General features: G+C 71.4%; 20 protein-coding genes. 5 read left to right on the top strand and 15 right to left on the bottom strand.

All coding sequences use genetic code 11. From position 1 onward, the window contains the following. The gene (locus AC4BGB_RS13965) at positions 1 to 945 is read right to left on the bottom strand and encodes a helix-turn-helix transcriptional regulator (RefSeq protein ID WP_490547487.1); all 945 of its coding nucleotides are present in this window, start codon (positions 943 to 945) and stop codon (positions 1 to 3) included. A 62-nt stretch (positions 946 to 1,007) separates the two neighbouring features. Here AC4BGB_RS13965 and AC4BGB_RS13960 point away from each other — a divergent pair, with 62 nt between their 5' ends. Beyond that, positions 1,008 to 2,036: an ABC transporter ATP-binding protein gene (locus AC4BGB_RS13960; protein ID WP_490547486.1), complete on the top strand. Its 1,029-nt coding sequence runs from the start codon at positions 1,008 to 1,010 to the stop codon at positions 2,034 to 2,036. Beyond that, positions 2,033 to 2,836: an ABC transporter permease gene (locus AC4BGB_RS13955; RefSeq protein WP_490547485.1), complete on the top strand. Its 804-nt coding sequence runs from the start codon at positions 2,033 to 2,035 to the stop codon at positions 2,834 to 2,836. The genes AC4BGB_RS13960 and AC4BGB_RS13955 overlap by 4 nt, the downstream gene beginning before the upstream one ends. Before the next feature lie 86 nt (positions 2,837 to 2,922). On the opposite strand, the gene purL is transcribed toward AC4BGB_RS13955, so the two are convergent. Then, complete coding sequence (purL, locus tag AC4BGB_RS13950; protein ID WP_490547484.1) at positions 2,923 to 5,193, bottom strand: phosphoribosylformylglycinamidine synthase subunit PurL; 2,271 nt, start codon at positions 5,191 to 5,193, stop codon at positions 2,923 to 2,925. 333 nt (positions 5,194 to 5,526) lie between these two features. Here purL and AC4BGB_RS13945 point away from each other — a divergent pair, with 333 nt between their 5' ends. Continuing rightward, positions 5,527 to 6,906 (top strand): glycoside hydrolase domain-containing protein, encoded by a 1,380-nt coding sequence (locus AC4BGB_RS13945; RefSeq protein ID WP_490547483.1) that lies wholly within the window; start codon positions 5,527 to 5,529, stop codon positions 6,904 to 6,906. Positions 6,907 to 7,006: 100 nt separating this feature from the next. On the opposite strand, the gene purQ is transcribed toward AC4BGB_RS13945, so the two are convergent. The 11 genes from purQ to AC4BGB_RS13890 form a co-directional block, all read right to left on the bottom strand. Then, positions 7,007 to 7,678, bottom strand: coding sequence for a phosphoribosylformylglycinamidine synthase subunit PurQ (gene purQ, locus AC4BGB_RS13940; protein WP_490547482.1), 672 nt, complete (start codon positions 7,676 to 7,678; stop codon positions 7,007 to 7,009). Further along, a complete protein-coding gene (gene purS / locus AC4BGB_RS13935) occupies positions 7,675 to 7,920 on the bottom strand; it encodes a phosphoribosylformylglycinamidine synthase subunit PurS (RefSeq protein ID WP_490547481.1) in 246 nt (81 codons plus the stop codon). Before purS ends, purQ begins: the two co-directional genes overlap by 4 nt. A 120-nt stretch (positions 7,921 to 8,040) precedes the next feature. After that, the gene (locus tag AC4BGB_RS13930; protein WP_490547480.1) at positions 8,041 to 8,667 is read right to left on the bottom strand and encodes a hypothetical protein; all 627 of its coding nucleotides are present in this window, start codon (positions 8,665 to 8,667) and stop codon (positions 8,041 to 8,043) included. A 121-nt stretch (positions 8,668 to 8,788) separates the two neighbouring features. Continuing rightward, positions 8,789 to 8,983 carry a hypothetical protein gene (locus tag AC4BGB_RS13925; RefSeq protein WP_490547479.1) on the bottom strand — a complete coding sequence of 65 codons (195 nt, stop codon included), beginning with the start codon at positions 8,981 to 8,983 and terminating at the stop codon, positions 8,789 to 8,791. Beyond that, a complete protein-coding gene (locus tag AC4BGB_RS13920; RefSeq protein WP_490547478.1) occupies positions 8,983 to 9,435 on the bottom strand; it encodes an SRPBCC family protein in 453 nt (150 codons plus the stop codon). Before AC4BGB_RS13920 ends, AC4BGB_RS13925 begins: the two co-directional genes overlap by 1 nt. Positions 9,436 to 9,442: 7 nt before the next feature. Next, positions 9,443 to 10,348: a phosphoribosylaminoimidazolesuccinocarboxamide synthase gene (locus AC4BGB_RS13915; RefSeq protein ID WP_490547477.1), complete on the bottom strand. Its 906-nt coding sequence runs from the start codon at positions 10,346 to 10,348 to the stop codon at positions 9,443 to 9,445. Positions 10,349 to 10,450: 102 nt separating this feature from the next. After that, positions 10,451 to 10,591 carry a hypothetical protein gene (locus AC4BGB_RS13910; protein ID WP_490547476.1) on the bottom strand — a complete coding sequence of 47 codons (141 nt, stop codon included), beginning with the start codon at positions 10,589 to 10,591 and terminating at the stop codon, positions 10,451 to 10,453. 464 nt (positions 10,592 to 11,055) lie between these two features. After that, positions 11,056 to 12,474, bottom strand: a complete 1,419-nt coding sequence (gene purB / locus AC4BGB_RS13905; protein WP_490547475.1) for an adenylosuccinate lyase — start codon at positions 12,472 to 12,474, stop codon at positions 11,056 to 11,058. Beyond that, positions 12,471 to 13,727, bottom strand: a complete 1,257-nt coding sequence (purD, locus tag AC4BGB_RS13900; protein WP_490547474.1) for a phosphoribosylamine--glycine ligase — start codon at positions 13,725 to 13,727, stop codon at positions 12,471 to 12,473. The genes purB and purD overlap by 4 nt, the downstream gene beginning before the upstream one ends. A gap of 46 nt (positions 13,728 to 13,773) precedes the next feature. Next, positions 13,774 to 14,607 (bottom strand): SDR family oxidoreductase, encoded by an 834-nt coding sequence (locus AC4BGB_RS13895; protein ID WP_490547473.1) that lies wholly within the window; start codon positions 14,605 to 14,607, stop codon positions 13,774 to 13,776. After that, positions 14,607 to 15,956 carry a cytochrome P450 gene (locus AC4BGB_RS13890; protein WP_490547472.1) on the bottom strand — a complete coding sequence of 450 codons (1,350 nt, stop codon included), beginning with the start codon at positions 15,954 to 15,956 and terminating at the stop codon, positions 14,607 to 14,609. Before AC4BGB_RS13890 ends, AC4BGB_RS13895 begins: the two co-directional genes overlap by 1 nt. Before the next feature lie 79 nt (positions 15,957 to 16,035). On the opposite strand from AC4BGB_RS13890, the gene AC4BGB_RS13885 reads away from it, so the two are divergent. Next, positions 16,036 to 16,656, top strand: a complete 621-nt coding sequence (locus AC4BGB_RS13885; RefSeq protein WP_490547471.1) for a TetR/AcrR family transcriptional regulator — start codon at positions 16,036 to 16,038, stop codon at positions 16,654 to 16,656. Positions 16,657 to 16,678: 22 nt separating this feature from the next. Here the strand turns inward: AC4BGB_RS13885 and AC4BGB_RS13880 are convergent, their stop codons facing one another. Further along, a complete protein-coding gene (locus AC4BGB_RS13880) occupies positions 16,679 to 17,125 on the bottom strand; it encodes a MarR family winged helix-turn-helix transcriptional regulator (protein WP_490547470.1) in 447 nt (148 codons plus the stop codon). Between the two features lie 67 nt (positions 17,126 to 17,192). Between AC4BGB_RS13880 and AC4BGB_RS13875 the strand changes: the two genes are divergently transcribed. Then, a complete protein-coding gene (locus tag AC4BGB_RS13875; RefSeq protein WP_490547469.1) occupies positions 17,193 to 17,837 on the top strand; it encodes a maleylpyruvate isomerase family mycothiol-dependent enzyme in 645 nt (214 codons plus the stop codon). Here AC4BGB_RS13875 and AC4BGB_RS13870 read toward each other — a convergent pair. Next, the gene (locus tag AC4BGB_RS13870; protein ID WP_490547468.1) at positions 17,830 to 19,110 is read right to left on the bottom strand and encodes an adenylosuccinate synthase; all 1,281 of its coding nucleotides are present in this window, start codon (positions 19,108 to 19,110) and stop codon (positions 17,830 to 17,832) included. The two genes, AC4BGB_RS13875 and AC4BGB_RS13870, sit on opposite strands and share 8 nt — an antisense overlap. Positions 19,111 to 19,232: the final 122 nt, after the last annotated feature.

Below are 19,232 nucleotides of genomic sequence, written 5' to 3'. Positions count from 1 at the left end.
CTATCCCGATGCCGCGAACCGCCCGGCCACCCGGGCGACCAGCTCGCGCAGCTCCTCGGGGTGCTCGACGGTGAACTCGGCGTCCAGGTCGGCCAGCACCATCAGCGGCCACTGCAACGAGTCCACGTGCATCGTCAGCAGGCAGCCGTCGCCGTCGGGCTCCGTCTCTCCCCAGCGTCCGACCGCGGCGGCGACCTTCTCGGGGGAGGTCGCGAAGCGCACCCTGACCTCGTAGCGCTGCGGCATCCGGCGGATCCCACCCTGCACGAAGGCCACCGCGTCCTGCGCGGGGAGCTCGCGCGGCCGGTAGCGCTGCCCGGTCGCCACGACGTTCGCGATCCGGTCCAGCCGGAACGAGCGCCAGTCCTGCCGGTCCCGGTCGTAGGCGACGAGGTACCACCGCCGTCCGAGCGAGACCAGGCGCAACGGCTCCGCCCGCCGCTGCGTGGTCTCCGACTCGCGTGCGGTGTAGTCGAAGCGGACCAGCTCGTCGTCGCGGCAGGCCTGGGCCAGCGTGGTGAGCACGTCGGCGTCGATCACCGGTCCACCGCCCCACACCGGGTTGTCGGTCTGGGACCGGACGGCGTCCATCCTGCGGCGCAGCCGCGGCGGCATCAGCGCGATGAGCTTGGTCAGCGCCTGCACCGAGGTCTCCTCCATCCCGGTGACCCCGCCGGCCGCGGCGGTGCGCAGCCCGACCGCGATCGCGACCGCCTCCTCGTCCTCGAGGAGCAGCGGCGGCAGCGAGCCGCCGGGCCGGAGCTGGTAGCCGCCGGCCACGCCCCGGGTCGCGTCCACGTCGTACCCGAGCTCGCGCAGCCGCTCGACGTCGCGTCGCAGCGTGCGTGGGCTGACCGCGAGCCGCTCCGAGAGCTCGTCGCCGGGCCAGTGCCGGTGGGTCTGGAGCAGCGAGAGCAGTCGCAGCATCCGCGCGCTCGGGTTCATCTGCCCAGACTAATTCCGATTGCGGTCAGGATCTGGCCGCAATGGTTCCTAGCGTGGGATCCATGAGCGAACACACCACTACAACAGTCATCAGGACCCAGGGCCTGACCAGGCACTTCACCCGGCACAAGAAGACGGTCGAGGCGGTGCGCGGCCTCGACCTCGAGGTCGCGCCCGGCGAGCTCGTCGCGTTCCTCGGCCCCAACGGAGCGGGCAAGTCGACCACGCTGCGGATGCTGACCACGCTGATCGCGCCGACCTCGGGCACCGCCACGGTCGCCGGGTACGACGTCGTGGCCCAGCGCCGCGACGTACGCCGCAGCATCGGGTACGTCGGACAGGGCAACGGCGCCGGCCACCAGCAACGCGGCCGTGACGAGCTCGTCAGCCAGGCACGGGCGCACGGCATGGACCGGACTGCGTCCCGGCGACGGGCCGACGAGCTGCTGGAGGCCTTCGACCTCACCGAGCACGCCAGACGCCCCGTCTCCACCCTGTCCGGAGGCCAGCGGCGTCGGCTCGACGTCGCGATCGGCCTGGTGCACACCCCGCGGCTGCTGTTCCTCGACGAGCCGTCCACCGGGCTCGACCCGCAGAACCGCGCCAACCTGCAGGAGCAGATCCGGCGGCTGCACGCGGAGTTCCGCACCACGATCGTGCTCACCACCCACTACCTCGAGGAGGCCGACGCCATCGCGGACCGGGTCGTGGTGATCGACCACGGGCTGGTGATCGCCGACGACACCGCCGCCGGCCTCAAGTCCGGTCTCGGCGACCTGGTCACGCTGGGCTTCGGCGACGAGCACCAGGCGGCGGCAGCCGCCCGGCGAGTGAGCGCCCAGCCGGATGCGACGGCCACGGTGGAGCGCACCGGGGCGACGGTCTCCGTCCGCTCCGCCCGCGGGGCCGAGCACGCACCGGCGCTGGTGCAGGACCTCGCCCGCACCGGCACTCCCGTCCAGCGCATCGAGGTGGCCGGGCCCACCCTGGACGACGTCTTCCTCGACCTGACCGGGCGCAGCCTGCGCGAGAGCAACCACGTCACCGAGGGGCCCGGCACGGCCCCCGTCACCGAAGGAGCAGCAGCATGAGCACCGTCGCCGCACCGACCCACCGGGTCGAGGACCTCGCCGAGCGGTCCACGAACCCGGGCTTCCTGCAGGACACCTGGAACGTGATGGTCCGCGAGCTGAAGCCGGTCTTCCGCGAGCCCGCCTCGGTGCTGTTCGCGATGGTCCAGCCGCTCGTCTTCCTGGGACTGTTCGCCCCGCTGCTGCCCGAGGTCGGGAGCGGCTCGGCGCTGCAGTGGTTCGTGCCGGGCATCGTCGCGATGACCGCCCTGATGGGCGCCTCGTTCACCGGCGCCAACCTGATGCAGGAGATCGTCTCCGGCTCCCACGAACGGCTGCTGGTCTCGCCGCTGAGCCGGTCCTCGCTGCTGGTGGGCCGGGCGATGAAGGAGGTCGTGCCGATGCTGATGCAGACCGCGATCATCCTGCTGGTGGTCACCCCGTTCAGCTTTGAGCTGCACCTGGGCGGCGTACTGGTGGGGATGGCGCTGCTGGCCGTGTTCAGCATCGGCGTCGGCGCGCTGTCCTTCGCCCTGGCGCTGGTCTCCAAGGACCAGGACTGGCTGTTCTGGACGGTCCAGCAGACCTGCATCTTCCCGCTGCTGCTCCTGGCCGGCGTACTCCTGCCGCTCCAGGGCGCCCCGGGCTGGCTGCGGACGGCCGCGGACCTGAACCCGCTGAAGTACGTCGTGGAGGCCGAGCGGGCCCTGTTCGCCGGCACCTTCCCGGTCGACACCGTGGCCTACGGGTTCCTCGGCGCCGCGGTGGTCGCCGTACTCGGCCTGCTCGTGGGCCTGCGCGCGATGGACCGCTCCAGCTAGAAAGCGCCAAGCCGGGATAGTCCGAGACGTTTCCGTCGTCAATTGCCTTCGAGTACGACGGAAAGGTCTCGGACTATCCGGGGTGCTCAGGCCATCGCGGCGGGAAGCGTGAGCCGCCAGGCGGTCCCCAGCTCCTCGAGGGGTACGTCGAACGCGCCCGCCACGACCAGGGAGTCGCCGCGGGTCTGGCCCAGGGAGGTGATCGGTACGTCGTGCTCGGCGGCGAGCTCGAAGAGGCGCTCCTCGTCCTCCAGCGAGACCGACACGACCACGCGGGCCGCGGACTCGCTGAACAGGGCCAGGAACGGATCCCCGCCGGCCACCTCGGTGAGGTCGACCTCGGCGCCGACGCCGTTGCGCAGGCAGGACTCCACCAGCGCCTGGGCGAGGCCGCCGTCGGAGACGTCGTGGGCCGAGGAGATCACGCCGGTCGCCGCGACCAGCAGCTCGCTGAGCGCGCGTTCCGCGGCCAGGTCGACCACCGGCGGCAGGCCACCGAGGTGGTCGTGGACCACGTTGGCCCACTCCGAGCCGGAGAGCTCCTCGCGGGTCGCGCCGAGCAGCAGCACCCGCTCGCCGGCCGCACCGAACCCGGTGGGCGTGCGTCGGGTGACGTCCTCGATCACGCCGAGGACGGCGACCACCGGCGTCGGCAGGATCGCGGTCTCGCCGGTCTGGTTGTAGAGGCTCACGTTGCCGCCGGTGACCGGGATCCCGAGCTCGACGCAGGCGTCCTTGAGCCCGCGGCAGGCCTCGGCGAACTGCCACATCACCGCGGGGTCCTCGGGGGAGCCGAAGTTGAGGCAGTCGCTGATCGCCATCGGGGTGGCGCCACCGGTCGAGACGTTGCGGTAGGACTCGGCGAGGGCGAGCTGCGCGCCGGCGTACGGGTCCAGGCGGGCGAACCGGCCGTTGCAGTCGGTGGAGACCGCGACCCCGAGGTTGGTGGACGGGTCGACCCGGATCATCCCGCTGTCGCTGGGCTGGGCGAGCACGGTGTTGCCCTGCACGTAGCGGTCGTACTGGTCGGTGACCCAGGACTTGTCGCACAGGTTGGGGCTGGCGACCAGGCGCAGCAGGGTCTCGCGCAGCTCCGCGCCCGTGGTCGGGCGCGGGAGGAGCTCGGCCGCGTCGGCCTGCAGCGCGTCCTGAGAGTCAGGCCGCGCGAACGGGCGGTTGTAGGTCGGGCCGTCGTGGGCCACCGAGCGCGGGGGTACGTCGACCACGCGCTCGCCGTGCCAGTCGATCTGCAGGTGATCGCCGTCGGTGACCTCGCCGATCACGGTGGCCTCGACGTCCCACTTCTCGCAGATCGCCAGGAAGCGCTGCACGTCGGCGGGCTCCACGACCGCCATCATCCGCTCCTGGCTCTCGCTCATCAGGATCTCCTCGGGCACCAGGGATGAGTCGCGCAGCGGCACCAGGCCGAGCTCGATGTGCATCCCGCCGTCACCGGCGCTGGCCAGCTCGCTGGTCGCGCAGGACAGCCCGGCACCGCCGAGGTCCTGGATGCCGGCGACGACGCCGGCGTGGAAGAGCTCGAGGGTGCACTCGATCAGCAGCTTCTCCTGGAACGGGTCCCCCACCTGCACGCTGGGCCGCTTCGCCGGACCGGAGCTGCCGTCGGCGGACTCGTCGAAGGTCTCACTGGCGAGGACGCTCACCCCGCCGATCCCGTCGCCGCCGGTGCGGGCGCCGTACAGGATCACCTGGTTGCCGACGCCGCTCGCCTTCGCGAGGTGGAGGTCCTCGTGGCGCAGCACGCCGACGCACAGGGCGTTGACGAGCGGGTTGCCGGCGTACGTCGCGTCGAAGACGACCTCGCCGCCGATGTTGGGCAGGCCGAGGCAGTTGCCGTACCCGCCCACGCCCGCGACGATCCCGGGCAGCACCCGGTGGGTGTCGGGAGCGTCCAGCGGCCCGAACCGGAGCGGGTCCATCACCGCGACCGGGCGCGCGCCCATGGCGAGGATGTCGCGGACGATGCCGCCGACGCCGGTCGCGGCGCCCTGGTAGGGCTCCACGTAGGAGGGGTGGTTGTGGCTCTCCACCTTGAAGGTGACCGCGTAGCCCTGGCCGACGTCGATGACCCCGGCGTTCTCGCCGATGCCGGCCAGCATCTTGCCGGCCCGGGTCTCCTGCGGGATCTCGGAGAACTGCTTGAGGTGCACCTTGGAGGACTTGTAGGAGCAGTGCTCGCTCCACATCACCGAGTACATCGCCAGCTCGGAGCTGGTGGGACGGCGGCCGAGGATCTCGCGGATCCGGCCGTACTCGTCGGCCTTGAGGCCCAGCTCCGCCCATGGCTGGTCGCGCTCGGGGTCCTTGGCGGCGGTCGTGACGGTGTCCAGTTGCACCGGCTCATCCTATGAGCGCCGGCCATCCGCCTTTCGCCGGACCTGTCCGGGCCGGCGGTGCCGGCCCGCCACGGGACCGGATGCGGGAGGCAGCGGCCGTGACCGCTACGCCGGATCCGTGCCCGGCCGACCCGCGGCGACCACCAGGAAATGGGTGCCTGCGACATTCTTTCCGGAAATGAATTACATATTTGTAATTCACAAGAATGCCTGTTACTGGTGTGACGAGCGGGGTTAGGGTGACGAAGTTTTCCGACATTCCAGGAGATTCTGATGCTTCCCCTTGCCCCACTCCGGAGCACCGCCACTCGGGCACGCCGCTGGTTGGTGGCCGTGTCTGCCACCGCTGTCGCGCTGGCCGTGTCGGGCACCATGCTCAGCGTCCCCGCGCACGCCGCGAACCCGGTGACCCCGGGCAACTACCGCGGACTCGGGTTCGACCAGTGCGAGGCGCCGAGCCAGGCCGCGATGAGCACCTGGATCAAGAAGTCGCCCTTCCGCGCGGCCGGCATCTACATCTCCGGGGCCTCCCGCGCCTGCCAGCGGCAGACCAACCTGACGCCGACCTGGGTCAAGAACCAGCTCGCCGCCGGGTGGCGGCTGATGCCGATCACCCTCGGCCCGCAGGCCTCCTGCTCGCACCGCTACCCGCGCTACGGGAAGAAGATCGACCCGACGATCAACCCGAGCACCACCAACACCTACGCGGCGGCTCGCGCCCAGGGCGCCCTCGAGGCACGCCGGGCCGTGACCCGGGCACGCGAGCTCGGGATCGTCCCCGGCAGCACGATCTTCTACGACCTCGAGGCATTCAGCGCCAAGACCACCTCGGCGTGCATGCAGTCCGCGCTGTGGTTCACCAGCGCCTGGACGACCGAGCTGCACCGCTACAAGTACGCCTCCGGCTTCTACTCCAGCGCCGCGTCCGGGATCAAGATGCTCGACGACGCCCGGGTCAAGGCCGGCAACAAGATCGTGATGCCCGACCAGATCTGGATCGCGGACTGGGACGGCAAGGCCAACACCACCTCGACCTACATCCGCAGCGACGGGTGGAAGCCCTACGGCCGCGCGAAGCAGTTCCAGGGCGGCCACAACGAGACCTGGGGCGGCGTGAAGATCAACATCGACCGCAACTACCTCGACCTGCGTACGCCGCGCATCCCCGGCGTCGCCGCACCGGCACCGGCGCCCGCCCCGGCGGCACCGGTCGCCAACGGCCTGCGCTACACGGGCACCGCGACCACCGACGCCAAGTGCACCGTGAAGTCGATGAACCGGCGCTCCTACGTCGCCAGCAGCAGCACCGTCGCCACGGGTCTCACTGTCCCGCTGCAGTGCCTGCTCAAGCAGCGTGGGTTCTACCGCTACCAGGTCACCGGCCGCTGGAACGCCCAGACCATCTCGGCGCTGCACGCCTTCCAGCGCAGTGCCGGCACCTCCGCCCGCAAGTACGTCTCCCGCAGCGACTGGGTGCGGCTGCTCTCGGCCGGCGGCCAGGGCCGGGTGCTCAAGCGCGGCAACCTCGGCTCCGACGTGATCCGGGTGCAGCGTGCCCTGAACGCAGCCGGGAAGCCGCGCCTGAAGGTCACCGGCCGCTACAACAAGGCCACGGCGAAGGCCGTCGGCGCCTACCAGCGGCGCCACGGCATCAGCTCGACCAAGGTCACGGCCACCAAGACGTGGGCCGCGCTGCGGGCCGGACGCGCCTGAGCCCAGGCAGTCCTCAGTCAGGGCCCGGGGCCCAGCCGGTTCGCCCGGCTGGTCCGCCGGGCCCGTCTGGTCTGTCAGGCCGGGCCGGGGCGGGTCAGGTTCAGGCGTCCTGGAGGGCGGCGACGGCGCTGGCGAAGAACCCGAGCCCGTCGGTGCCCGGACCGCACAGCTCCTCGATCGCGTGCTCGGGGTGCGGCATCAGCCCCACCACGTTGCCGGCCTCGTTGGTGATGCCGGCGATCGCCCGCTGGGAGCCGTTGGGGTTCGCCCCCACGTAGCGCGCGACCACGCGCCCCTCCCCCTCGAGCACGTCGAGGGTGTGCTGGTCGGCCACGAAGGAGCCCTCACCGTTCTTGAGCACGATGGTGACCTCCTGGCCGGCGTCGTACGCCGTGGTCCAGGCGGTGGTGTTGTTCTCGATCCGCACGACCTGGTCGAGGCAGCCGAACTTGCGGCTGGAGTTGCGGATCAGCGCCCCCGGCAGCAGGTGGGACTCGCACAGGATCTGGAAGCCGTTGCAGATGCCCAGCACCGGCAGGCCCCCCTTCGCCGCGGAGATGACCTCGGTCATCACCGGCGCGAACCGGGCGATGGCGCCGCAGCGCAGGTAGTCGCCGTAGGAGAAGCCCCCGGGAAGCACGACCGCGTCGACTCCCTTGAGGTCGTGGTCGCCGTGCCACAGCGCGACGGGCTCGGCGCCGGCGAGGCGTACGCCGCGCTGCGCGTCGACGTCGTCGAGCGAGCCGGGGAAGGTGACGACGCCGATCCTCACTGGACGACCCGGACTTCGTAGTCCTCGATCACCGGGTTGGAGAGCAGCGTGGCGGCCATCTCGTGCACCTGCGCCAGCCGCGCCTCGGTGACCTCGCCCTCGAGCTCGAGCTCGAAGCGCTTGCCCTGCCGCACCTCGTTGACCCCTTCGAAGCCGAGCCGGGGCAGGGCACCCTGGACCGCCTTGCCCTGCGGGTCGAGGATCTCGGGCTTGGGCATGACGTCGACGACGACACGGGACACGGGTGGCCCCTTTCGCTTCGGGGTACGGGGCGGCGCCAGTCTAACGACGGTGCGCAGGTCTCCCCGGACGGACCGGGGAAACCTGCGCGCGTGCCTGCACCCTGGCGGCGCCGCCTGCGCTCACGAGTTCAGCGCGGTGGAGCCACCGGACGGGGCGTCCGGGGTGCGGGCCCCGCTCTGGCCGTCCTTCTGGCCGTCCTTCTGGCCGTCCTTCGGGCCCCCGGGCTCGCCCTGCTGCTTCCCGGGGCCACCGGGACCGGCGCCGTCCTCGTCACAGCCGGGACCACCGGGGCCACCGCGGCCGGGGCGTCCGTGACCGCCTGGGCCGCCGAGCTCCTCGGTGCCGGTGATCTTGAAGTCCTTGTCGAGCTTCACGACCAGCGGCTTGTCGTCGTCGACGATGTGCGCCTCGTAGACGCCCTCAGAGTCGGTCTCGACCCGCTCGATGGTGGCGTCGGGGTACTTCGCCCTGACCGCGTCCTCCACCTTGGTCTTCTTCGTGCCGGTGAGCGGCTCCTCGTTTCCGTGCGGGCCCCGCGCCTCGCCTCGGTCCTGGCCACCGTGGTGGTTGGCGGAGTACGACGCGTTCTCACGGGGGCTCCCGGAGTCGGCGGACGCGGCCGAGATGGCCCCGGCGGTGACGCCACCGATCACGAGCCCGGCCACGCCGACCGCCGAGGTCAGCACGATGGTCCGCCTGCGCGGCGACCGCTCGCGTTTCGGGGACGGGTTGGTGTTCTCGTTCATCTGGCAACCTCCAAGTGCTCGGATCGCCCGGTGAACCTCCACCGGGTCACCTCACACGATGCCCACCGGATCTGGGCCGACGGCGTGCAGAACCTGTGTGCGGGCTGGGAGCTGCCGTCGATCAGCGCGAGGACGGTCCACGCAGTACGACGATCGCCAGCGCGATGCCGAACCCGGCGATCGCCGGGCCCACGATCGCCCAGAACTCGACCCCGGTCATCGGGCTGCCCTCCAACACCCCGAGGCCCTGCAGGGTGAACACGATGCCCGCCACCACCATCAGCAGGCTCAGCGCGATCCCGATCATCCGCCCCATCAGCCCGCCCTCCCCGAGACCAGGCGCGCGGCCCGCCGCAGATCACTGCGTACGGCGGGCAGTCCGGCCCGGGTCGCCACCCAGCCCACGGGTCGCAGCGGACCGCGACCGTGCACGCTGAAGGAGGCCGTCACCCGGCAGCCGGTCTCGCCGGGAGCCGGGCTCGCAGCGAAGCCGAGCTCGAGGTCCGCCTCGATCCCGTGCCAGCGTCCGGTCTCGGCCCAGAGCAGGTCGGGAACCATCTCGGTGATCTCCATCTCCGGCGCGATCCGCGCCGCGGTGAGGTCTCGCCAGCGCATGCCGACTCTCGGCGCGCCCTCGTCGATCAGCTCGACCGCGCGCAGGGAGGACTGCCACTGCGGCCGGTTGCGCGGGTCCGCGAGGTACTCGTAGGCCACCGCCACCGGCACGTCGTACTCGACCGTGGTCCTCAGGGCGCCGTCCCGGCTCATGGCCGCATCAGAAACGTTCGCCGGTGAGCTTCTCGAACGCCTCGACGTAGCGGGCGCGGGTGCGCTCGACCACCTCGGCGGGCAGCGGCGGCGGCGCCTCGCCCGAGGACCGGTCCCAGCCGCTCTCCGGGGAGAGCAGCCAGTTGCGCACGATCTGCTTGTCGTAGGAGTCCTGGGTGCGCCCGGGCGCCCAGTCCTTGGCCGGCCAGTACCGGCTCGAGTCGGGGGTGAGCACCTCGTCGGCGAGCACCGTGGTGCCGACCGCGGCGCTGTCCCCCACCTGCGGTCCGAGCCGGGACCCGAACTCCAGCTTGGTGTCGGCCAGGATGATGCCCCGCTCACGGGCCAGGCCCTCGGCGCGCGCGTAGACCGCGAGCGTCAGGTCGCGCAGCTCCTCGGCCGCGGCCGCACCGATGTCGCCGACGACGCTGTCGAAGGAGACGTTCTCGTCGTGGTCACCGAGGGCCGCCTTGGTGGCCGGGGTGAAGATCGGGGACGGCAGCCGGCTCCCGTCGACCAGCCCCTTGGGCAGCGGGACCCCGCACACCTGGCCGGTGGACTGGTAGTCGAGCAGGCCCGACCCGGTCAGGTAGCCCCGCGCCACGCACTCCACGGGATACATCGCCAGCTCCTCGCAGACGATCGCCCTCCCCTTGACCGACTCGGGGACGTCGGTGGACTTCACGTGGTTGGGCACGAGGTCCGCGAGCTGGGCGAACCACCACAGGGACATCCGGGTGAGGATCTCGCCCTTGTCGGGGATGGTGGTGTCGAGGACGAAGTCGTAGGCCGAGATCCGGTCGCTGGCGACCATGAGCAGACTGCCGTCCTGCAACCGGTAGAGGTCACGGACCTTGCCGGAGTGGACGTGGACCGCGCCTTCGATCTCCGGCGCCGGGGGAATGTTGTGCACGGTGCCACCCTACAAAGCGGTCAGGTCCACCCGGTCCGCAGACGACTGTGGGGTGTGTCGGCTTGCGCCGACACACCCCACGAAGACCCTCGGGTCACAGACCTACCTGAGGATCGCGCGGGTGACCGACGACTTCCCGCCGGCGGCCGCAGAGGCGATGCCGGAAGCGGGGACGGACGCGACCGCGATAGCAACGGCGACGGTGGCGACTACGCCTCGGACGATGCGGCTGTTGAAAGACATGATGGGTTTCCCTCCCCCTCGGTTCGGGCCCCGATGGCCCGAGCTCCTGTCGCCAGCCTATGACATACGCCCTGATTTGTACATAAACCGGACACTGCTCAGGGTGGTGAAAGAGGGAGAGGGCCGCTCCGGTCCCCGGAGCGGCCCTCAGGCACGTGCGCGCTGGGCAGACTCAGCGCACCGCCCCCCTTGCTGCTCGGTTCCAGGACCTCCACCGAGGCTCGCGCTCGGCCCACCCCGAGGCGGCGTTGCACGCCACGACGGCCAAGTCAGCACTTCGAGCCAGGTGCACTTTTCTCCTCAAGAATGGCCCACCGACAGTCGGGGCCGAGTCGCTGCTGGAATCAAGCAGCCCCGAAGGTAAGGGACGTCAGGGACGAGCACCACCCCCGTTCGGCCACAATTACGGGCCATCTTCGATTTCGGACCGCCTCGCGCAGCGCCGACCGCAGGAGAGCCGTCCGTCAGAGGATCGCGCCCGGCGTGTAGCTCGCGGCCTCCGGGTCGGTCGCAAGAGCGGCCTCGACCCGGCGTACGACGGCAGCGACCTGGTCGCGGGCCGCGCCGGTGAACTCGATCGGCTCCGCCACCAGGGACTCGATCTGGCCACGGTCCAGCCCCAGCCGGGGGTCGGCGCCGAGCCGCTCGAACAGGTCGTTGACGACCAGGCCCTGGCGCATCTCCAGGGCGACCGCTACCGCGTGCTCCTTGATCGCCTCGTGCGCCTCCTCGCGGCCGACGCCGTTGCGCACGGCCGCCATCAGCACCTTGGTCGTGGTCAGGAACGGCAGGTACCGGTCCAGCTCGCGCTGCACCACCGCCGGGAACACCCCGAACTCGTCGAGCACGGTGAGGAAGGTCTGGAAGAGCCCGTCCGCGGCGAAGAACGCGTCCGGCAGCGCGACGCGGCGTACGACGGAGTCCGAGACGTCGCCCTCGTTCCACTGGTCACCGGCAAGCTCCCCCACCATCGACAGCTGGCCACGGAGCACGACGGCGAGGCCGTTGACCCGCTCGCAGGAGCGGGTGTTCATCTTGTGCGGCATCGCCGAGGAGCCGACCTGGCCCTCCTTGAAGCCCTCGGTGACCAGCTCGATGCCGGCCATCAGCCGGATCGTGGTGGCGAGGTTGGAGGGACCGGCGACGATCTGCACCAGCGCGGAGACGACGTCGAAGTCCAGCGAGCGCGGGTAGACCTGGCCGACGCTGGTGAGCACCTGCTCGAACCCGAGGTGCGCGGCGATCCGCTGCTCGAGCTCCGCCAGCTTTTCCGGGGATCCGTCGAGCAGGTCGAGCATGTCCTGGGCGGTGCCCATCGGCCCCTTGATCCCGCGCAGCGGGTAGCGGGCGATCAGGTCGTCGAGCCGGCCCAGTCCGACCAGCATCTCGTCGGCCACCGTCGCGAAGCGCTTGCCCATCGTCGTCGCCTGCGCGGCCACGTTGTGCGAGCGGCCGGCCATCACCAGCGACTCGTGCTCGGCCGCCAGCCGGGCCAGCCGGGCGAGGGCGGCGAGCACGCGCTGCCGGACCAGGCCCAGCGACGCCTTGACCTGCAGCTGCTCGACGTTCTCGGTGAGGTCGCGCGAGGTCATCCCCTTGTGGATGTGCTCGTGGCCCGCGAGGGCGCAGAACTCCTCGATCCGGGCCTTCACGTCGTGGCGGGTGACCCGCTCGCGCGCCGCGATGCTGGCGAGGTCGACCTGGTCGACGACCGCCTCGTAGTCGGCGATCACCCCGTCGGGCACGTCCACGCCGAGCTCCTTCTGCGCGGCGAGCACGGCGATCCAGAGCCGGCGCTCGAGGACGATCTTGTGCTCGGGCGACCAGATCTCGGCGAGGTCGGCCCCGGCGTACCGGGTGGCGAGGACGTTGGGGACGGTCACGACTGGTCTCCTTGCTCGGCCACCGAGGCGGCGATGTCGGTGCGCCACTGCGCACCGTCGAAGCTGATCGAGGAGATTCCCTCGTAGGCCCTGGCCCGCGCGTCGGCGACGTCGGCGCCCACGGCGGTCACGGCGAGCACCCGGCCTCCGGCGGTGACGAGGTCACCGTCTCGACGGGCCGTCCCGGCGTGGATCACGTCCACGTCGGTCCACTCGGCCAGCGTCTCGGTCCCGGTGATCACGTCGCCGCTGCTCGAGGTCTCCGGGTAGCCCGCGCTGGCCATCACCACGGCCACGGCCGCTCCGGACTTCCAGCGCGGCGGCTTCACCTCGTGCAGGTTGCCGTCGGCCGCGGCCTTGAGCAGCTCGGCGAGCGGCGAGTCGAGCAGGGCCATCAGCGGCTGGGTCTCGGGATCACCGAAGCGGGCGTTGAACTCCACGACGCGCATCCCGGCCGAGGTGAGGGCCAGTCCGGCGTAGAGCAGTCCCGCGAACGGCTTCCCGCGCCGGGCCATCTCGGCGACCGTGGGCTCGAGCACGTGCTCCTGCACCTCGGTCACTAAGCTGTCCGGCGCCCAGGACAACGGCGTGTAGGCGCCCATGCCCCCGGTGTTGGGGCCGGCGTCGCCGTCGAAGATGCGCTTGAAGTCCTGGGCGGGCTGCAGCGGGTAGACGGTGCTGCCGTCGGTGATCGCGAACAGGGACACCTCGGGTCCGTCGAGGAACTCCTCGATCACCACGCGCTCGCACTGCGCGGCATGGGCCACGGCCTCGTCGCGGTCCTCGGTGACCACCACGCCCTTTCCGGCGGCGAGCCCGTCGTCCTTGACGACGTACGGCGGGCCGAAGTCGTCGAGCGCGGCCGCCACCTCCTCGGCCGAGGTGCACACGTGCGCCTGCGCGGTGGGGACTCCCGCCGCCGCCATCACGTCCTTGGCGAACGCCTTGGAGCCCTCGAGCTCGGCCGCCTGCCCCGACGGGCCGAAGCAGCTGATCCCGCGCGCGCGGACGTCGTCCGCGACCCCGGCCACCAGGGGGGCCTCGGGACCGATCACGACCAGGTCGGCGCCCAGGGACACGGCGAGGTCGGCCACGGCGGCGCCGTCCATCGGGTCCACGTCGTGCAGCACGGCGCACTCGGCGATCCCGGGGTTGCCGGGGGCCGCGTGCACCTCGCTGACGGACGGGTCGCGGGAAAGTGCGAGGGCGAGCGCGTGCTCACGTCCACCGGAGCCGATCACGAGGGTCTTCACGTTCGCGAATCCTATCGACGCCGACGTACCGACCCTGCGGCGCCGGTCAGGCAGAGGGCGGGCGCACCCGTGCCTCGTAGGCCGCCCGCGCGGCGTGGTCTGCGCTGGAGAGGATCGAGTTCGCCTTGAACGCCTTGGCGATCGCCTCCTGCAGACCACGGGGCAGCAGGCTCGAGGTGCGGGTCATCGCCTGCAGCCACTGCGGCACCCACAGCTCCGCGCGCGGCCGGCGGATCGCGGAGGCGACCACGGCCGCCACGTCCTCGGCGTCGACCGACTTGACCCCACGGGTGGACGGGACGCCGGCGGCGAGCTCGGTCATCACCACCGTCGGCAGGACCACGCTGACGTCGATCCCGAAGGGCTTCAGCTCCGCCCGGGTGGCCTCGCTGAACCCCACGGCCGCGAACTTGGAGGCGGAGTAGGTGGCCCCGTCGGCGACCGCGATCCGGCCCACGGCCGAGGCGATGTTGATGATGTGGCCACGGCCCCGGTCGACCATGCCCGGTGCGATCGCCTTGGTGCCGTTGATGATCCCGTGCACGTTGACGTCGAGGATCGCCTTGGCCACCGAGTCGGGCTCCTTGAGCACCGACCCGAGCGGCATGATCCCGGCGTTGTTGACCAGCACGTCGATCGGCCCCACCTCGCCCACCGCGGCGACGAACTGCGCCCAGGACTCGGGCTTGGTCACGTCGAGGTGCGCACCCACCGCGCCCTTGCCGATCTTCGCGGCAACACCCTGCACCAGCTCGGTGTCGAGGTCGCCGAGCGCCACTGTGGCGCCCTGGCGGGCCAGCAGCTCGGCGGTCGCGGCACCGATCCCACGCCCGGCGCCGGTGATCATGACGGTGAGACCGGAGATGTCGCGCTTGCTCATCAGACAGGAGTCCTTTCACGGGGGCGCAGGTCGACCGGTTGGCCGTCTGCAGGGAACGGAAGAGAGTGGTAGTTCAGTCGATCGCGGTAGTCCGCGTCCACGGTCCAGTCGAAGCGGCGCAGCATCTGGTGCACGATCAGCTTCACCTCGGCGCCGGCGAAGGCCATCCCGAGGCACTTGTGCACCCCGCCCCCGAAGGGCTCCCAGGCGTAGCGGTGCACCTTGTCCTCGCGCCGGTCCGCGGCGAAGCGCTCCGGGTCGAAGCGCTCGGGGTCCGGCCACAGCTCGGGCATGTGGTGGCCGAGGTGCAGCCCCACGGCGACGAGCCGGCCGGCCGGCACGTGCACACCGAGGACCTCGGTCGCCTTGACCGTACGACGGGCCACGACCGGGACCGGTGGCACCAGCCGCAGGCACTCCTTCATCACGAGGTCGAAGGACTCCAGCGCGTCCAGCTGGTCCAGGTCGGGGCAGTCGGGCAGGTCGGCGGCCTCCTCGCGGAGCCGCTCGCGCCACTGCGGGTTCGCCCCGAGGTGGCGCATCATCGTGCTCACCGTGATCGTCGAGGTGTCGTGGGCGGCCATCAGCAGGAAGATCATGTGGTTGACGACGTCCGCGTCGCTGAGGCCCGACCCGTCCTCGTCGCGCAGCCGGCTGAGGACCGAGAAGAGGTCGTCGCCGTCGCCCTGAGCCGTGCCGGCCCGGATGCTCGCGAGGTGCCTGCCGAAGAAGTCCTCCAGCAGCCGCCGCCCGGCCGTCGCCCGGCCCCACCGGGTGCCGGGGACCGGCAGCCGCACGAGCGCCGTGGCCGCCTGGACGCAGGCGATGAAGGCCTCGTTGACCGCCTCCAGCTCGTCGGGGGTGGCGAGGTCGGCCCCGCCCATGAACACCTCGGTCGCCAGGCCGAGGGTGAGCTCCTTGAGCGCCGGGTAGACCTCGAAGTCCTCAGCGGGCTCCCACGCGTCCAGCCCGGCGGCCACCGCCGGACCGAGCGCCGCCGTGTAGCCGGCGAGCCGCGGCCGCGTGAAAGCTGCCTGCATCAGCCGGCGGTGCCCGTGGTGCTCCTCGAAGTCGAGCAGCATCAGGCCGCGGTCGAAGAACGGGCCGACCAGCCGGCCCCAGCCGGGTCCGCTGGCCAGCGCCTTGTCCGCGTTCAGCAGCGCCGCCCCGCAGGCGTCCGGCCCGAGCAGCAGCGTCCACCGGGCGCCGAGGAGCGTGATCTCCGATACGGGTCCGTGGTCGTCGTACTGCTCGCGCAGCATCCGCAGCGGGTCACGGACATAGTCCAGGGTCGCCCCGACCAGCGGGATCCGGCGTCGTCGTGGAGCCACCTGCTCGGGTGCACTCATCGTTCCCCCAACCTCGAACTCATCTGACAGGAATGCCTGTCAGTTTGTACAAAAGGCGGCGGCGCGTCAAGATGCACACGTGGGAACACCGGTCCGGAGCTATGGCGGCAAGACCGGGCAGGAGCGCGTCCAGGGACGCCGTGCCCGGCTGGTGGAGGCCACCATCGCCCTGCTGGCCACCCACGGCGAGGCCGGGACGACGATGACCGCGATCTGCGCGCGCGCCGGCCTCACCGAGCGGTACTTCTACGAGAGCTTCGCCCACCGCGAGGACGCGCTGCTGGCGGCGCTGGACCACGTGAGCGAGCAGATCGCCGAGGCTGCGCGGGAGGTGATCGCGCAGGCGCCGGGCTCACCGGAGCAGCGCGTGCACGCGGTGATGGCCTCCTTCGTCGACCTGGTCAGCCGTGACCCGGCGCTCGGACTGGTCGCCGTGGTGCACTCCAGCGCCACCCCCACCCTGCGCGCCCGGCGGCACGAGCTGATCGGCACCTTCGCCGACCTCGTCGCCGAGGAGGCGGCCGTGCTGTACGGCGAGGACGCCTGGCCCGCCGACCGCGCCCGCATCCAGGGCCTGGTCTACGTCGCGGGCTTCGCGGAGCTGGTGGCCTCCTGGCTCACCGGCGAGGTCGACCTCACCGCCGAGCAGCTGACCACCACCGCCAGCGACCTGTTCGTATCCCTGGGGCGCCGCACCTGAGGGTGCCGGTTCCACTCCATCGTCAGCGGTACGGGTCCGCGACCTCGCGGATGCCCTCGAGGGCCGCGCGCAGCCGCCGGGTCGCGGCCGGGCCGATCCGGCGTACCCACTCGGCCTCCACCTCCTGCTCCGCGACCCGGGCGACCTCGACGGCGCGCAGGCCGCGCTCGGCGATCACCACGAGACGGGCCCGGGCATCGGCCGGGTCGGGCACGCGACGGACGTAGCCGGCCCGCTCGAGCTGGTCGACCGTCGCGCTCGCGGTCTGCTTGGTGACGTGGGCCTGCTCGGCGAGGTCCCCGATCCGGGTGCCGTCCGGCGCGATCCGCGCGAACACCCGGCCCTGCGCGGCGGTGAGGTCGTCGAAGCCGGCCGTCGCCAGGGCGGCCAGCACCCGCGTCTCCACGGCCCGGTGGGCCACGAAGCAGAGCACCCCCAAGGAGAGCTCGCCCTGCGGTTCCGTGGTCATCACACCTCTTGACAATCGTCAGTCTTCCGAACCAATATGGTTCGAAGATCGTACCAAGGAGCTGGCGATGGACCTGGACGAGGTGTGGCAGGCGATCGATCGGGAGCGGACCGGCCTCGCCGACCTGATCGAGACCTTCGGCCCGGCCGACTGGGAGACGGCGTCGCTGTGCCGGGGCTGGACGGTCCGCGACGTCGCCGCCCACCTCACCCTCGCGCACACAGGCCCGCTCTCGGCGGTGGTCTCCCTGGTCAGGGCCCGGGGCAGCCTGGACCGGATGATCCACGACACCGCCGTACGACAGGCTCGGCGACCGGTCGAGGACTACCCGGGCCTGCTCCGCGCCATGGTGGGCTCCCGGCGCAAGGTCCCCGGCGTCGCGGCGACCGATCCCCTGATGGACGCGCTCGTGCACGGCCAGGACATGGTGGTCCCGCTCGGACGCCGGCGCGAGATGCCGGTCGAGGCGGCCACCGCGGCCACCCAGCGGGCCTGGTCGATGGGGATGCCCTTCCATGCGGGCAAGCGGCTCGCCGGCTTCACCCTCAGGGCCACCGACTCCGAGTGGGAGGTGGGCGAGGGTCCGGTCGTCGAGGGGCCGATCAGAGCGCAACTGCTGCTCGTCACCGGGCGCGACGCCGCACTCCCCGAGCTGGCCGGCCCGGGCCTACCCGCCCTGACCGAGCGCCTCTCCGGCGCGAGCCTCAGCTGACCACGAGCGTCTGCTCGCGACCCGGTCCGACGCCGACCGCCCAGAACGGCGCACCCGACATCTCCTCGAGGGCGCGGACGTAGCGCTGGGCGTTCTTGGGCAGCTCCTCGAAGGTGCGGCAGGCGGAGATGTCGTCGCCCCAGCCGTCGAGGTGCTCGTAGATCGGCTTGGCCTTGTGGAACATCGACTGGGTCATCGGCATCTCGTCGTGCCGCACGCCGTCGATGTCGTAGGCGACGCAGACCGGGATCTGCTCCCAGGCGCTGAGCACGTCGAGCTTGGTCATGAAGAACTCGGTGAGCCCGTTGACCCGGGCGGAGTAGCGGGCGATGACCGCGTCGTACCAGCCGCAGCGACGGTCGCGGCCGGTCGAGACCCCGACCTCGCCGCCGATCTCCCACAGCTTGGCGCCGTCCTCGTCGAACAGCTCGGTGGGGAACGGGCCCGAGCCGACGCGGGTGGTGTAGGCCTTGATCACGCCGATCACCCGGTCGATGCGCGTGGGGCCGACGCCGGCGCCGACGCAGACGCCGCCGGAGACGGGGCTGCTGCTGGTGACGAACGGGTAGGTGCCGTGGTCGACGTCGAGCATGGTCGCCTGCGCACCCTCGAACAGGACCGTCTGGCCGTCGTCCAGTGCCCGGTTCAGCAGCAGCGAGGTGTCGGCGACCATCGGCTCGATCCGGTCGGCGTACCCGCGCAGCTCCTCGACGATCTCCTCCACGGTGATCGCGCGGCGGTTGTAGACCTTGGTGAGCAGGTGGTTCTTCGACTCCAGGGCGGCCTCGACCTTCTGGGTGAGGATCTTCTCGTCGAACAGGTCGGCGATCCGGATGCCCACGCGGCTGATCTTGTCGGCGTACGCCGGGCCGATGCCGCGCCCTGTCGTGCCGATCTTGTTCCTGCCCAGGAAGCGCTCGGAGACCTTGTCGATCGTGGAGTGGTAGGAGGCGATCACGTGCGCGTTGGAGCTGATCACCAACTTGCCGAGATCGACGTCGCGAGCGATCAGGGCGTCGAGCTCGCGGAACAGCGCCTCGGGAGAGACCACCACGCCGTTGGCGATCACCGAGGTGCAGCCGGGGGTCAGGATGCCGCTCGGCAGCAGGTGGGTGGCGAACTTCTCGCCGTTGACCACGATGGTGTGGCCGGCGTTGTGGCCGCCGCTGGTGCGGACACAGAAGTCGATCGAGTCCTCGGTGGTGAGGAGGTCGGTCGCCTTGCCCTTGCCCTCGTCCCCCCACTGGGCTCCGAGTACAACGATCGCAGGCATATCTCTCCTAGTCGGCGCGACGCCGCCTCGCGTGGAGTGCGGAGCCGAGTCGCGGCTGGACGTCAGTTCGTGGCCGTCAGGGCCGCGGGCCCCATCCTAACGGTGGGCGCGGACAGGTGTCC

The organism is Nocardioides sp. Z30_9 (assembly GCF_058215735.1).
Note: the sequence above shows the minus strand (reverse complement) of the source record. Positions and strands in the feature narration are given on the sequence as shown.